This window comes from Candidatus Methylomirabilota bacterium (assembly GCA_035260325.1).
Taxonomy (GTDB): domain Bacteria; phylum Methylomirabilota; class Methylomirabilia; order Rokubacteriales; family CSP1-6; genus AR19.
In genome coordinates, this window is sequence record DATFVL010000196.1 from 1 (window position 1) to 14,542 (window position 14,542).

Annotated in this window: 13 protein-coding genes; 2 read left to right on the plus strand and 11 right to left on the minus strand. The window is 72.4% G+C overall.

What is annotated here, in order from left to right:
* Positions 1-780: MFS transporter (locus tag VKG64_12860; GenBank protein HKB25932.1), on the plus strand; the 780-nt coding region annotated here is incomplete at its 5' end.
* A gap of 70 nt (positions 781-850) precedes the next feature.
* Complete coding sequence (locus tag VKG64_12865) at positions 851-1,294, plus strand: MaoC family dehydratase (protein HKB25933.1); 444 nt, start codon at positions 851-853, stop codon at positions 1,292-1,294.
* Between the two features lie 3 nt (positions 1,295-1,297).
* On the opposite strand, the gene VKG64_12870 is transcribed toward VKG64_12865, so the two are convergent.
* The 11 genes from VKG64_12870 to VKG64_12920 all read right to left on the minus strand — a co-directional run.
* Positions 1,298-2,221, minus strand: a complete 924-nt coding sequence (locus VKG64_12870) for a hypothetical protein (GenBank protein HKB25934.1) — start codon at positions 2,219-2,221, stop codon at positions 1,298-1,300.
* A 25-nt stretch (positions 2,222-2,246) separates the two neighbouring features.
* Complete coding sequence (locus VKG64_12875) at positions 2,247-4,160, minus strand: adenylate/guanylate cyclase domain-containing protein (GenBank protein HKB25935.1); 1,914 nt, start codon at positions 4,158-4,160, stop codon at positions 2,247-2,249.
* 144 nt (positions 4,161-4,304) lie between these two features.
* On the minus strand, positions 4,305-6,155 hold the full coding sequence (locus VKG64_12880) for a GNA1162 family protein (protein HKB25936.1): 1,851 nt from the start codon (positions 6,153-6,155) through the stop codon (positions 4,305-4,307).
* Positions 6,152-7,900, minus strand: coding sequence for a transglutaminase family protein (locus VKG64_12885; protein ID HKB25937.1), 1,749 nt, complete (start codon positions 7,898-7,900; stop codon positions 6,152-6,154). The genes VKG64_12880 and VKG64_12885 overlap by 4 nt, the downstream gene beginning before the upstream one ends.
* Positions 7,897-9,087 carry a CsgG/HfaB family protein gene (locus VKG64_12890; GenBank protein HKB25938.1) on the minus strand — a complete coding sequence of 397 codons (1,191 nt, stop codon included), beginning with the start codon at positions 9,085-9,087 and terminating at the stop codon, positions 7,897-7,899. Before VKG64_12890 ends, VKG64_12885 begins: the two co-directional genes overlap by 4 nt.
* Positions 9,088-9,142: 55 nt before the next feature.
* Positions 9,143-10,255 carry a tetratricopeptide repeat protein gene (locus tag VKG64_12895; protein HKB25939.1) on the minus strand — a complete coding sequence of 371 codons (1,113 nt, stop codon included), beginning with the start codon at positions 10,253-10,255 and terminating at the stop codon, positions 9,143-9,145.
* Positions 10,255-11,148 (minus strand): hypothetical protein, encoded by an 894-nt coding sequence (locus VKG64_12900; GenBank protein ID HKB25940.1) that lies wholly within the window; start codon positions 11,146-11,148, stop codon positions 10,255-10,257. The genes VKG64_12895 and VKG64_12900 overlap by 1 nt, the downstream gene beginning before the upstream one ends.
* A gap of 11 nt (positions 11,149-11,159) precedes the next feature.
* The gene (locus VKG64_12905; GenBank protein HKB25941.1) at positions 11,160-12,209 is read right to left on the minus strand and encodes a DUF4384 domain-containing protein; all 1,050 of its coding nucleotides are present in this window, start codon (positions 12,207-12,209) and stop codon (positions 11,160-11,162) included.
* Entirely contained in the window at positions 12,206-12,688 is a 483-nt protein-coding gene (locus tag VKG64_12910; GenBank protein HKB25942.1) for a hypothetical protein, read from the minus strand. Before VKG64_12910 ends, VKG64_12905 begins: the two co-directional genes overlap by 4 nt.
* On the minus strand, positions 12,685-13,830 hold the full coding sequence (locus tag VKG64_12915; protein HKB25943.1) for a hypothetical protein: 1,146 nt from the start codon (positions 13,828-13,830) through the stop codon (positions 12,685-12,687). The genes VKG64_12910 and VKG64_12915 overlap by 4 nt, the downstream gene beginning before the upstream one ends.
* Position 13,831: 1 nt before the next feature.
* A partial coding sequence (locus VKG64_12920; protein HKB25944.1) for a caspase family protein occupies positions 13,832-14,542 on the minus strand: 711 nt, incomplete at its 5' end.

The following is a 14,542-nucleotide window of genomic DNA, read 5'->3' on the forward strand; positions in this document are numbered from 1 at the left end:
CGGGGAAGCTTCTTCTGGCTCGGCGTCGGGCTGCTCCTCACCGTGCTGCCGCTCGCGTTCTGGCTCGTGCGGAACGACCCCGCCGACAGCGGGGTCCGGCCGTACGGCGCGACGGGGCCGGCGCCGACCGCGGCGCAGGCGGCGGCGAGGGAGCGGGCGGAGCGCGTCTCGGTCACGGACGTGCTGCTCGTGCCGCAGTTCTGGCTCCTCATGGCGACCTTCTTCATCTGCGGCTACACCTCCGTCGGGATGGTGCTCACCCACTTCATGCCGCACGCGCTCGAGCACAATTTCACGGAGCTCCAGGCGGGGACCGCGCTCGGCGTGATGGGCGCGATGAACGTGTTCGGGACGATCGGCTCGGGCTGGATCTGCGACCGCTTCGGCCGCCGCGGGCCGCTCGCCTTCTACTACTTCGTGCGCGGCCTCTCGCTCCTGTTCCTGCTCTACGTGTGGAACGCGCCGTCGCTCCACCTCTGGGCGGCGATCTTCGGCCTGAACTACATCTCGACCGTGCCCCCGACGACGACCCTCACCGCGAACATCTTCGGCCGCTACTCGGTCGGTGAGCTGTCGGGCTGGATCTACTTCTCGCACCAGGTCGGCGCGGCGCTCGGCGCCGCGCTCGCGGGCTGGCTCTACGAGTGGACGGGAACCTACTCGATCGCGTTCGTCTCCGCGGCGCTCATGGCGTTCCTCGCCGCGGGCCTGGCGCTGGCGATCCGCGAGCACCCGGTCGGCTCGCGCCGGGTGGGCTCGCCCGCGCCGGCGACCTCCTGAGGGTGGTGCGAGCCGCAGGATGTCGCGGGGCTGGGGCCCCGCCGTCCGAGGCGAGCGTAAGATGAAGGTCGTGCGCTACTTCGAGGACTTCGCGCCGGGCCAGGTGCTCGAGCTCGGCAGCCGCACGATCTCGCGGGAGAGCATGCTCGCGTTCGCACGGGAGTTCGACCCGCAGTCCTTCCACGTGGACGAGGAGGCCGCGAGGCGCTCGATCTACGGCGGCCTCCTCGCGAGCGGCTGGCACACTTGCTCGCTCTGGATGCGGATCCTCTGCGACGGGCTCCTCACCGACACCGCGAGCCTCGGCTCGCCCGGGATCGACGAGCTCCGCTGGCTCAAGCCCGTGCGCCCGGGCGACACGCTCTCGGTGCGGATGACGATCCTCGAGGCGATCCCGTCGCGGAGCAAGCCCGACCGCGGGCTGCTCCGCTCGCTCACGGAGATGCGGAACCAGCACGGCGAGATCGTGCTGACCGCGCGCGGCCTCTCGCTCCTCGGGCGCCGGCCGGCCTGAGCCCTACTTGGCCTTCTCGAAGGCGTCCGCCGCGAGCGCGTTGAGCCCGATGCGCTGGTAGACGTATCCCTGCAGCATCCGGAGGTTCGGCTCACCCGGCTGGGCCGCGAGCGCGGTCTCCAGCTGCCGCCGGGCCTCGTTGTAGAGCCCCTCTTCGAAGAGCACCGCCGTCCGCATCACGACGAGCGTCACGGGCGAATAGCCCTCGGCGCGGTCGAGGAGCGAGAGCGTCCCCCGGATCCGTTGGGCCTCGCCCTCGGTGAGGATCTCGAACTGGACCCGCTCGACCGGGTGGCCCGCCGCCTCGAGCTCCCAGCGGTAGGGCACGCCGGGCGTGAGCGCGGGCGCCGTCGCCGGATAGGCGAGCGGCTGGCGCGGGAGATCCGCCTGCTCCCAGAGGACGCCCTGGGGCCCCACGATCCGGACCGTGTAGCGGTAGGTGTCGCACCCCTCCCACTCGAGCCTGAGCTCGCCAGCGAAGAGGCGCGTGTGCCGCGGCGAGAGGATGAGCGGCTCGGCGCAGAGGCCGCGCGTGGCGAGCCTGCGGTACTGCGGCGTCTCCTGCCTGCCGAGGAGAAACTGGCTCACGCTGGCCGTGACGGTCCGGAGCTGGCCGCCGCCGGCGGCGCCGCTCGCCGCCGCCACCGTGAACGGCGAGCTCGCGGCGGTGACCGTCTTCGTGCCGCCGCCCGCGTGGAAGAGGACGACGACGCGCGCGTCGCCCTGCACCTGGATCTGGTCGCCGGGGCGCAGCGCGAGCAGCGGCCGCGGCGCCTTCCACTCGCTCTCGCCGGCGCCGCGGACGCGCACCTCGCCCCCGGCCTTCTTCTGGATCTCCGTGATGTACGCGACCGGGTCGGCGGCCCACGCCGCCGTCCCGAGCGCCAGCGCGCCGAGCGCCACGAGCCCCACGAATGTCCGCTTCATCCCCCGGCTCCTTCCGGCGCCCCCGTCAGCCGCCGCCGACGAGGGCGAGCAGCTCATGGACGTGCACGAGCTCCGTCCGCCCCTTCACCTCGCGCGGGCCCATGTCCCGCGCCTTCACCCCGTCGCCCAGGAGGCGCCGCGTGGCCTCCGTGATCAGCATGGTCGTGCCGAGCTCCTTGTTCAAGCCCTCGACGCGCGAGGCGACGTTCACCGCGTCGCCGATGAGCGTGTACTTGACGCGCGATCGGCCGCCGATGTTCCCGGCGAAGACCTCGCCCGAGTGGATGCCGATCCCCATCCGGAGCTGTGGCAGCCCCTCGCGCTTCCAGCGGAGGTTCAGCGCCTCGAGGGCCTCGCCCATCGCGATCCCCGCCCGCGTCGCGTGCAGGGCGTGCTCGCGGTCCTGGAGCGGCGCCCCGAAGATCGCCATGACCGCGTCGCCGACGAAGTCGTTGATCATGCCGCGGTACCTGAAGATCGCCGCGGTCATCGCGTCGAAGTACTCGTTCAGGATCGCGGCGACCTGCTCGGGCGGCATGTCCTCCGACATCGTCGTGAAGCCGCGGAGGTCGGAGAAGAGGATCGAGACCTCCCGGCGCTCGCCCCGGAGCCCCGGCGACTCCGAGAGCACCTGCGCGGCGACCTCGCGGCTGACGTAGCGGCTGAACGCCTGCTTGAACCGCCGCCGCTCGAGCGTGTCGGCACCGAATCCCAGGAAGCGCGTGGCGAGGATCGGCAGCATGAAGTCCACCCAGTAGCTGCCGCGGTGGAAGATCACGTAGCTCGCCGGGAAGCCGACGAGGAGCATGCCCCCGACGCTCACGAGCGTGCCCACCATCGGCGGATAGCTGACGAGCACCGCGCCCGTGAACATGACGACGACGACCTGGAGCAGGAAGCTGACGACCCAGCCCGAGGGGCGGATGAAGCTCCGGGTCAGCAGCATGTGGGCCACGTTCGCGTGGACCTCCACGCCGGCCATCGCGCCGTGCGGCGTCGTGAAGAAGTCGCGGCTCTCCTGGAACGTGGCCCCGACGAACACGACACGCCCGCGGAAGGGGTTGTCCGGGGCGATCTCCGCCCGCGGGTCCGCCAGCGCGGCGACGGCGTTCGACGGGATCGTGAGGAAGCTCTTCATCTTGCCGATGAAGTTGATGCGCAGGAGCTCGTCGGCGCGGATCGTGAGCGGCTCGCCGCGCGGATCGAGCCCGTGGCCGCGCCTGAACTCGGGCAGCGCGAGGGTGCCCAGCCCCCCGCCGAGCGCCTCGTCGAGCGTCCGCTGGGGCAGGCCGCCCAGGCGCGCGACCACGGCGAGGGCGAACGACGGCTCGAACCGGCCGCCGGGCCCGGGCAGGAGCAGGGTCGTCCGGCGGATCATCGCGTCGGGGTCCTCGGGCACGTCGGGCGCGCCGCGGACCACCGCGGCCAGGAGTGCTCCATCGGCGAGCGGGCCCGTCTTGGGCATCACGCCGGACGTGAGGACGACGCGCGAGAGACCGTCGTCGCTGAAGTCCCGCACCGCGCGCGCGAACGCGGCGTCCGCGGCGTGCGTGGTCGGCGCCTGGAACGTCACGTCGAGACCGACGACCGCGGCGCCGGCGCGCTGGAGGCCGCGGATGATCTTCGCGAGGTACTCGCGCGGCAGGGGCTGGAGCTGGCCGACCGAGTCGAACGCCTCGTCGTCGATGGCGACGATGACGACGTCGGCGTTGAGCTCGCTCCCCCGCAGGCGCAGGAGCAGGTCGAGCGTCTTCGCCTGCGTGCCCTCGAGGTAACCCGCGGCCGACGCCGCCGTCACGACGACGCTCGACGCCACGCCGACGGCCCAGAACTGCAGGAGGCGCCGCCGGTGGTTCCGCCACCAGGGGCCGAGCTTCCGGGGCTGGCGCCGGAGCCCCGAGAGCGTGAGCCTCGGGAGCTTGAGGCGGGGCGGCTTCACCGCAACGCGCGGCTCACTGTAGCGGGGCCCGCGAGGCCGGCTTGGACCCCAGGTGGCCTGCCGCAGGTGCGTGCAGCTCCGTTTGTAGCGGGGCCCGCGAGGCCGGCGTGAGCCGTGGGTGGCCTGCCGGAGGCACGCGGGGCTTCATTTTTTGCGTCCGGCCTCGACGGCCAGCGGGCTGCGGTGATCCACATCGCCGACGAACAGCCCCTCGGCGGGCGTCCCGGCGCCCCACCAGTTCTCGCGCGCGTCCACCTGGTTCCCGGAGTAGTTCACGACGGCCCAGCCGTTGTCGACGATGCTGTTGCCGCGGAGGACGGCGCGCCCGAAGCCCTGCACCGTGACGCCCGTGCCCGCGGGCTGGCCGGCCACGCGGCTGTCGCCGAGCTTCAGGACGCCGGTCCCGGACACCTCGACGCCGCTCTGGAGGTTCTTCGCGATCTCGGCGCGCAGCACCTCGACGCCGCCGCTCTCGACCCGGACGCCGACGCCGGCGTGCTCCACCACGACCTCCTCGAGCGCCGAGGTCTGCCCCGTCTTCGCGCGGACCACGACGGCCGCGCCGAAGTCGCCGGCCCGCGGCCGCTCGCTCGCCGACGTGAAGGTGATGCGCTGCGCGGGCGTCCCGCGCGCGACGAGCGCGCCGTCCTTGACGACGATCCCCTCGGCGCCCGGCGCGAAGCGGATCACGACCCCTGGCAGGATCGTGAGGGTCGCGCCCTTGTCCACCGTGAGGCTCCCCTGCACGACGTAGGGCGAGTGCGCGGGCACGAGGTAGCTCTCGGCCGTGACCGTTCCCGTGAGCTGCGACGGCAGCACGGGCAGCGCGACGGAGGGCCCCGGCGCGCTCTCGTTACCCGCCTTGTCCACCGCGGTGACGCGATAGTACGCGATGCCCTCGATCGCGTCCGAGAAGCCGGGCGTCTCGGTGGTCGCGACCACCGTGAAGCCCGACAGCGCCGAGCCGCTGCGGTAGACGCGGTAGGCGGCGAGGTCGGGCTCGGTGTTCGCCGTCCAGGCGAGCCTGAGCGTCCGGTCCTTGAGGCTCACGCCGAGGCCCTTCGGAGCGTCGGGCGGCACCGTGTCGACGTTGAAGCGGCCCAGCACGTCCTCGCGCTCGCTGAAGCGCCCTGCGCCGTCGGCGAGGCGCGCGACGACGAACGCGTCCGTCCCGTTGTCACCGGGCTTCACCGTGTAGCGGCCGACGTAGACGCCCTCGCCGGTCTCCTCGAGCGCGAGGTCCTTCGCGATCGGGTGCACGTCGAAGGTGCCGATCGCGCCGGGCTGGCCCTGCGCGATCACCGTCACGACGTCGCCGATCTTGAGCAGCCGGCCCGAGCCGTCGCTCAGGACGTTGCCGAACGCGGGCGGGCGGCGCGCCTCGCCGGGCGGCGGCGTGGGCACGCCCTTGAGGAGGTTGCGTACGAGGTCGTCCGACGCGCGGATCAGCTCGATCTCGCGGAGCTTCAGCGCCGACTGGACCAGCGTGATCGCGGCCGATATCGCGTTCGTGGGCACACCGCCCTCGTGGCTCCGCGAGACCTCCGTGCGCTCGAACAGGACCACATCGTTGCGCGCGTCCACGAGCTTGATGTGGGCGCCCGCCGCGACCTGGGCGTAGACGCCGAGGAAGATCCGGTTCCAATGGGTCAGCTCGCCGTAGACGACGCCGTCCACTTTGAGGAGCTTCGCCAGCTCGGCCGGCGTCTTGGCCTGGGCGGCCTTCGGGTCGCCGAGCCCCGCGCGCACCAGGCGCTCCTCGACGACCTGGGGCTTGATGACGTCGTAGGCGCTCGCGCTGAGCGAGCCGTAGATCATCCGCGTCACGACGCGCGCCGGCTCCTCCTTGTCGGGATCCTCGGGCGGCACGAGCGGCAGCACGGCGATGGTCCGCGGCAGCTCCTTCGCGGAGACCACGGGTCCCTTGGTGTACTCGCCGGAGGCGCAGCCGGCGACGACGAGCAGGGCGAGGGCGAGGGCCGTCAGGCGTGTCATGGCTTCACCAGTCCCGTCACGCGGAAGTTGAACCGATAGTTGAGGATGTTCGACCAGTCGGACGCCCCGCGAGGCCGCGAGCGCGTGTCGTCGGGGTCGCCGTACGCGTTGCCGAGCGAGAAGTACCAGTTGAAGATCCCGTCGCCCGTCGAGCGGAGCACCGCCCAGTAGCGCCCCGGGCCGAGGAGGGGCGCCTGGTCACCGGGCGCGAAGTCGAAGACGACCCAGCGGTACCCGCCCCGCTCGATGAGCCCCGCGACCGGGAGGCGGCGGCTCTCGGCGAGGCGCGCTCCGGGCTTGCGCCCCGCGGCCTCGAAGAGCTCGATCCACAGCTCGCCCGTCGAGCCGCCGAACTTCTGGAGCGCGAGCGAGAGCCTCCCCAGGATCAGCGGCCGGTCCGTGCTGAAGGCCTGGGCGAGCTCCTCGCGGCCGGTCGCGTAATCCGCCGTCTCGACGATGAAGGTGCGGCGCGACTGCACGACGCCACCCGTCACCTCGACGCTGCCGAAGATGCGGAGCGAGGCCGGGAACTCGAGGTTCCCGAACTCGACGAGGCGCGTGAGGTCCTGGCGCCGGATCGGCGGCGGGCCCGGAGGCGGCGTGACGGTCGGGGGCGGCGTCACGGCCGGGGGCGGCGTCACGGGCGGTGGAGGCGTCACCGGCGGCGGCGTGACGGGCGGCGGGGGCGTCACGACCACGACGGCGTCGCGCACGTCGGGCGAGACGACGTAGTTGTGCGGCGTGCGCGCCGTGCTCACGGTCCGGACCGCGATGCTCTCGTTCAGGCCGTCGCCGTTGATCGTGTCCTGCATGCCCGGGAGCGTCGGCATCGCCGTGATCATGCCGACCACGTCCGTCACGTCGAGCCCGACCGCCTGGCGCACGTGGTAGATCGAGACGAACAGGTGGCTCGACTGCGGATCGTACGGGATCCAGCCGAGGTCCGGGTAGTAGACCTCGATCCACGCGTGCCGGCCCTGGCCCATCTTGAACGTGAGGGTCCCGTCGGGGTGCGTCACGCGCCAGCCCTTCGCGAGGCTGATGCCGACGGTCAGCCGCGCCGGGATACCGGCGGCGCGCAGCAGCGCGATCGAGAGGTGCGAGAAGCCCTGGCAGTTGCCGAACCGCCGCTCGAGTGCCCCGAGCGCGTCGTGCGCCGGCGGGTCGTACTGGTACGCGAGGGTGTCCACCACGTGGTTGAGGATCGCCGTCACGGCCTGGCGCTCGGTCTTCGCCCCGGACACGAGCCGCCGAGCGAGGCCCTGGATCTTCGGATCCTGCGCCTGGGTCATCGCCGTCGCGCGGAGGAAGCGCGCCACCTCGGGGGCGAGCTGGCCTGGCGGGAACGGCGCCCGGCTCTGGAGCGGGCCGAGCGTGGCCTCGGTGTCCACCTGGATCTTGCGAACGATCGTGATGGGGGTCCGCGGCTGCTCCCAGCGCTCGGTGAGCACCCGGTTGCCGCTCTCGTCGGGCGACACCGCCGCCTGCGCCGGGTCCACCGAGTAGGTGACCTCCTCGCTCACGACGGTCTGCCGCCACGTCGTGGAGCCGAACGAGGGCGTCCGGTGCGACCTGAGGCTGATCCAGCTGGTGCCGGGCGCCGGGTCGTAGCGCTCGGTGATCTCGAGCGTGACGCGGCCGCCCATCCGGCCCTGGAGGAAGAGCGTGTCGGCGCCGGCGGACCCGGCGAGCAGGAGCTGCGCCGCGACGGCGGCGCCGAGCGCGCCGAGGGGCCGCAGCCTCATGGCCCGAGCTTCACGTCGTCGAAGGTCCCGACGCCGGACAGCGTGATCCCCACCGTCTTCGCGTCCTTCGGCGCCTTGAACGTCACGCGGAGCGTCTTCACCTCACCCGCCTTGAGCTGGCCCGACGTGAAGCCGTCGGCGTTGATCACCGCGTACGTCTGGCCCGTCGCGTAATCGAGGACGAGGCTCTTGCCGGCGACGAGCTCGATCTTCTCGGACTGCGCCTTGCCCTCTTCGAGCGTGAGCGTCACCACCACGGTGAAGACCGCGCCCCGCACCGTCGCGTCGGTGAGCCGGGCGACGAGGTTCTGATCGGCGTCGCTCCGGATCAGCGCGAGCGCCTTTGGACCCGACGGCGCCGCGGCCGGCGGCGGAGGCGCCAGCGCGGCGACCGCGGGCGGAGCGCCGGGCGGCGCGCCCCCGGGCGGGGAGGCCACCGTCGTCCCGCCGAAGCGATAGTAGACGGCCGGTGTCTTCCCGACGACGAAGTCCACCGACTTCTTGATCATGTCGCGGATCGCGCTCTCCATCGGCGTCTTCGCAAAACCGCCGAGGCTCCCGCCCATCCCGCCGCCGATGCCGCCGAGGCCCGCCGCGAACGAGGTCGCCTCGCCGTGGGCGGCGGTCGCCGCGACGACGCGCCCGGTGCGGACGTCGATCACGCGCAGGTCCATCGCGACCGTGGCCTTCTTGTACCCGCCGCCGACCCCGCCGAGCACGCCGCCGAGGCGTCCGGGCACGAGGCCGCCGAGTGAGCCGCCGCCGCCCGAGGTGCCGGGGTCGAACCCCGTGATCGCCGCGGTGATCAGAAGCTCCGCGCCCTCGAGCTCGCCGAGCGGCACGGTCGCCTCCTTCCGGAAGAGGTCCGAGGTCCCCTGCCTGAGCTCCTCGACGACGCCCTGGAGCTTCTCGCGCTCGAGGACGATGTAGCGGTTGGTCTCGAAGAGGGCGGTCGTCAGCATGTCGCGCATCCCGCGCCCGTACTCGGCGCGGTAGTGGCCCGTGCTCGACATCTTGTCCTCGAAGTCCTTGACCGCGATCCGGGCCTTCGGGCCGTTGTACGCCTCGCCCTGCACGTCCTGGATGCCCGGCCCGCTGTCCTTCGGCTGGGCGCCGGCGCCCGTCGGGGCCGCGAGGAGGGCCAGGGCCAGGGCGAACGGGAGCGTCGAACGGGTGCGCTGGATCATCGCCGTCCCTCCTTCACCGCCCGAGCATGACGTCGCCGAGACGTCCTCGAGGAGTCTAGAACACCTCCGCGAGCTTGCGCATCGCCAGGAGGGCTTCGGGGCCCGACACCGGATTGGCCAGCCGGAAGGCGCCGCTCGGGCGCTCCGACTCCATGAGGCCGCGCGTGGTCACGACCACCGCGGCATTGTAGGCGAAATGATCGCTCCGCACGTCCGGGAACGGGCTCTGCTGGCCGAGGTACCGGGTCTTGAGCGCGGGGTCGTTCGCGATGACCGCGAGGACCTGCTCGAGCGTCGTGGCGAGCCCCGCGCGCGTGACCGGCTCGTCGGGACGGAACTTCCCGTCGGGGTAGACGTCCATCAGGTTCAGGCGCATGGCGAGCTCGATCGCGTTCTTCGCCCAGTGCCCGTCCACGTCGCTCGGCGCCACGGGCCCGGCCGCCGCGGGGTTCGGCGCGCCCGGCGGCCGGAACGAGGGGTCGAAGAGCTCGGGCCGGAGCTTGCGGAGCCGCGTCTCGACTCCGAGCTCGGTCGCCAGGAGCGCCGCCAGCTCGCCGCGCGTGACGGGATCGGCGAGCGCGATGCGCTTGCCGACGAGCGTGCCCGGCGACGCCTGCCGGATCTTCACCGAGCGGTCCCACTCGCGCCGCGCGTCGGCCGAGGTGGGCTCGAGCTCGAGGGCCCGCGAGAAGCTCGCCTCGGCCCGCGTGAACTCGAGCTGCTTGAGGAAGACCTGACCCAGCACGAGATGCGCGCGCGCGTTCCGCGGCGCGAGCTTGACCGCCGACTCCGCCTCGTCGCGAGCGCGGCGGAGCTCGTTCGTCGCCATGTAGACGCGCGCCAGGCCGAGGTAGGCGGGCACGTACTTCCCGTCCCTGGACTTCGCCTCCTTCAGGAAGTCCTCGGCGGCCTCGGGGTCCTTGCGCGCGAGCGCGACGAGACCGAGCCCCTCGTACGCGGGGGCGTAGTCGGGGTCGAGTCCGCGCGCCCGCTCGAACTCCTCCTGCGCGCGCGCCGCCTCGCCGGTCTCGAGGAACTTCATCCCGAGTGCCCAGTGATGGGCCGGACTGTCGCCGGCGCCCTGCGACTTGAGCGTCGTGCCGCACGCGGCGGCGAGGAGGGCCGCGGCGACGAGTGCCGGCACGACGAACGCGCGACGGCGGGCCATCAATCCACCACCAGCATGACGCGCGCCTTGCCGAGGAACTCGAGGTTCTGCCCCGCGCCGAGCAGGAGCTGCGCATCGGTGTTGGAGATGACCACGTCGGTCTTGTTCGTCCCGGCCGCGGCGACCGCCTTGACCGTGAGCGGCTTGTCGGTCACCCGCGAGTGCGCCTGGGCCGCGGGGAGGTCCTTCGCGTAGCCGGCCATCCCCTGCTGGATCACCCAGTTCCGGTCCACCACCGAGAAGCCGTAGACCTCCTGGCCGCCCTCGCTCAGGATCTTCGGCGCCATCGCGGGTTTGATGCCGAGCCCGCGCGCGTCCACGACGAGCCCGGTGAAGACAGCGACGACCGTCGTGGGCCGCGGCGCGGGCGTGGGCACCACCGGCGCCGGCGCGGGCGCCGGCGTGACGACGCCGCCGGGCGGCACGGGCTGCGGCGGGCGCGGCAGGAGCAGGTCGGCGAACTCGCCCGTCGCCGGGATCGCGACCGTCACCTCGACCGCCCCGCCGCCGAGGTCCCGTGTCCCCACGACCTGAGCGCCGCGGATGACACCGGAGACGCGCGCCTCGGTCACCGAGTTCGCGACCATCGCCGCCTGCACCGTCGTGCGCGAGTCGATCACCATGCCGCGCGCGACCGCGAGCAGCTCCTGGCGGGCGAGCACGGCGCCGGCCTGGATCGCCAGCGCCCGGCCGTGCTCGACGCTCACCGCGTAGGGCGGCGCCACGCCCACCGCCGAGGCGGTGATGACCTGCGTCGTCCAGTTGATGCCGCCCTCGACCTTGTCGGTCGGCTTCGGCGCGGTCCAGGCCTGCGCGCCCGCGAGCGACGGGAACGCCGCCGCGACGGCCAGCGCCAGAGCCAGGACCAGGATGCGATGTCTCGAGCTCGCCATGGACGCCCTCCTCACCGTTGCACTTCGACCGCGATGACCTGCTCCGCCCACTTCGAGGGCGCGACCTGCTCGCGCCACGACTTGATGCCGACCGACAGGTCGCGCGTCTGGATCCGGTCGAGGGAGCGGAAGGCCGTCCGGCTCTGGCCCCCGAAGCTCGACGCGTGGAGGCTGATCGGCTCCTCGGTCGCGATGGCCCGGATCTGATCGAAGCCCGCCGGGCCCTGCACCGTCAGCTGGAACGTGGAGCTGGGCGGCGGAATGAGCACGTCCTGGCCGCCCTGCACGAAGTGATTCGGGGAGAACTGGTTCGGATAGATGATGTTGACGTCGCCGCTGGTCCCGATGTTGACCAGCGTCACGTACGCGTCGCGGTTCACGCGAAGGCCGAAGGCGATCATCTCTCCGATGCGATAGGACTTCTTGTCGGTCCAGATACTTACACGGAGCGGCTCCCGCGTCGCCGCGCCGCCGGGAGGCACCTGGGGGCCCGCGGGCGCGGGCGGCGGCTCCGCCATGGCGACCTGGGCGCCGCCGCAGCCGTCGCCGGTGAGCCGCCGGTCGAGGAGCGCCTTGAGGCCCTCGTCGAGCGGGAGCGTGAGGGCGTCGGCCCACACCTGCTGGCCGGTCGCGCTGTCCACGAGGCGCACCGTCAGCGAGAGCTGGCGGCCGAGCCCGGTCACCTTCCCGGCGATCAAGAAATCGGCGCCGGCCCACTGCCCGAGCTTCTCGTGGAGCTTGGGATCGAACTTGTCGTCCACCCAGAGCTTGTTCTCGCGGATGACCTGGCAGAGCTGGCTCCGGTTGATGATCTTGAACCCGCCGGCGGACGCGCGGCCGGTGAGGACCGCGTCGAGCTGGTCCGCGAGGAACGCGCCCATCTCGCTCATCACGCCGGTCGTCAGCGGGAACTCGCCGACGGCCACGTTCTTGTCCTTGATCACCGCGACCTGCTCGATCTTCGCCGCCACCTGGCCGAGCGTGGCCGTCATGGACTGGGCGGACGCGACCGCGGGCACGGCGAGCAGGACCGACACCGCGAGCTGGGCGGCGCGCCTCATTTGACCGTCACCTCCAAGATCTCGCCGGTCAGTCTGCCCTCGGCGTCGGCGATGAGGAGCTTCAGCCGATGGCGCCCGACCGGGATCTTCGCTTCCTTCACGAGGAGCTTCGTCTCCTTTTCCAGCACGTAGGGCTTCACGCGGTCGGTGATGTCGATCTCGAAGATCTTCAGGACCGTGAGCTTGAGCGTGTCCATCTTCACGGCCGCGCCGCCGACGCGCTGCTCGAACTGGATCTCGACCACGAACGGCGCCGTGACCTCGGCCGCCTGCTGGGGCGTCACGATCTTGATCACGGGCCCGCTCCGCGGGAGCTCGGCCGCCGCGCGCGTGAGCGGCGGGGGCGCGAGCGCGGCCTCGCCCTCCGTCATGAGCCAGACGGGCTCGCTCGCTCCGGGGCGCTCGGCGGCCGTCGCGCACGAGGTCGTCGCGACCAGGGCCACCGCGGCGACGAGGGCGCGGCACGTCCGGCGCATCACGGCTTGTACTCCATCAGGATCCGGCTCCGGTCGAACTCGAGCAGCCGGTAGCGCGGGTCCTGCCCGAGCCGGGAGGCGAGATACAACGTCTTCTCCGGGTAGGTCAGCGTGATGACCGAGATCTCGCTCGCGAAGCCCCCCTCGGCCACGTCGCTCACCCAGCGCTGCTTCTGCAGAAGCGCCTTCGCGCGGCGGTACTCGTCCAGGCTCGGCAGGTTCCGCACGCGCACGTCGATCCGGCGCTCCTTGCGCTTGAAGAAGCCGTCGAGCGCCTGGAGCAGCCGCTCGGCCGACGGCTTGGCTGCGTTGACGAGCGCCCGCTCGCCCGCCGCCTCGGGGCTCCCGCCGAAACCGCGGATCTGGTCGAGCGAGACGTTGGCGACGACGCGGCCCGTCTCGGACTCGATCGCCCGCGCGGTCACGCGCGCGTGCGCCGAGAGGATGCCCTGGTTGTTCTGGCTGAAGCGGCTCGCCGCCTGGCCGATCACGATGAGGTTCGACAGGAACTTGAGCCCGATCTCGCGCGCCACCTGCTCGTCGCCGCGCAGCAGCGCGGCCATCTGGTCGCGCTTCGTGAGCTTCTGGACGGTCGCGAAGTCGAGCACCCGGTAGCCGGCCTCGACGAGCCGCGAGACGATCTCGTTCTCGACGATCGGCTGGCCGGAGGGCGTGCCGAGGTTCTGCTCGGGGATCAGGACGACGAGCGAGAGCTCCGACACGAGCGACTCGATCCGCTCCTGGACCTCGGTCGCCTTCACCCGCACCGAGCCGCGCACGCGGTAGCGGCCGTCGGCGAGCTTGCCCTCCTCGAGCACGTCGAGGGTCTCGACGAGGCCGCGGCTCTGCGTGCGGACGAGCTGGTCGAAGAGCACCTGGTTCCGCGTGATCGTCTCGGCGTCCACCTGGATCCCGGCGACCTGCTCGAGCGCCTTGCGGCCCACGTCGATTCGCGCCTCGTCGCGGGCCTGCGCGACGTCGTTGTTGATGATGGTGCCGAAGCCCTCGGCCTCGCAGACGTGGACCTCGCCCTGCTGCCGGCAGCCCGGCGCCTGGGCGCCCGCGAGCGCGGCGGTGAGGACGAGCAGCGCGATTCCGGAAAACGCGGGGGTGAGCCGTCGGCGCACCGGGGCATTGTCCGGCACGTCAGCGCCTCCGCGCCAGGACGATTTCGCCCGTGGCGCTCCGCACCTCGAGCACCGGCGTCTGCTCGGCCTGGTAGTTCTGGCGCGAGTACTCGCGGACGCGAGGCGACACGAACTGGTAGAGCTCGAGCGCCGTGATCTTGCCGTCGCCGTCGAGGTCAGCGGCGCCCCGGAGGCCCTCGACCAGGAACGAGGTGAAGAGCCCGCCGCGCCGGTCGTCCTCGAACGCGGGCTGGTCCGGGCGGCTCGCCGAGATGACGACGCGGCCCGTGGAGGCCTCGATGAGCGGCCGCGCCGTCGCCGGCGGCCGGACCGCGGGGTTGTCCACGCCGCGCGCCCGGATCACGGTCGTCCCGCCGCCCGAGTAGCAGGCGTCGAGGAAGACGACGACCTGCCGGGCGGGGATCTTGCCCACGAGCTCCTCCAGGTCGTCGTCCATGAGCCCCGTCTTCCCGAGGTCGGCGAGCAGGCCGTCCTGCGGCACGAGGAAGTAATGCGGCTTCCCGTCCTGCCCGTTCCCGATCGCGCCGTGGCCCGAGAAAAAGAGGACCACGCTGTCCTCCTCGCGGACCCGCGCCGGCAGCGCCCGCAGGGCGTCGACGATCCCGGCGCGCGTCGCGTTCCGGTTCTCGAGCAGCGTCACGCTCCCGCCGCCGGCCTGGAGGGCGCCCGCCAGCGCCTGGGCGTCGCGCGCCGCGTAGGAGAGCGGCGG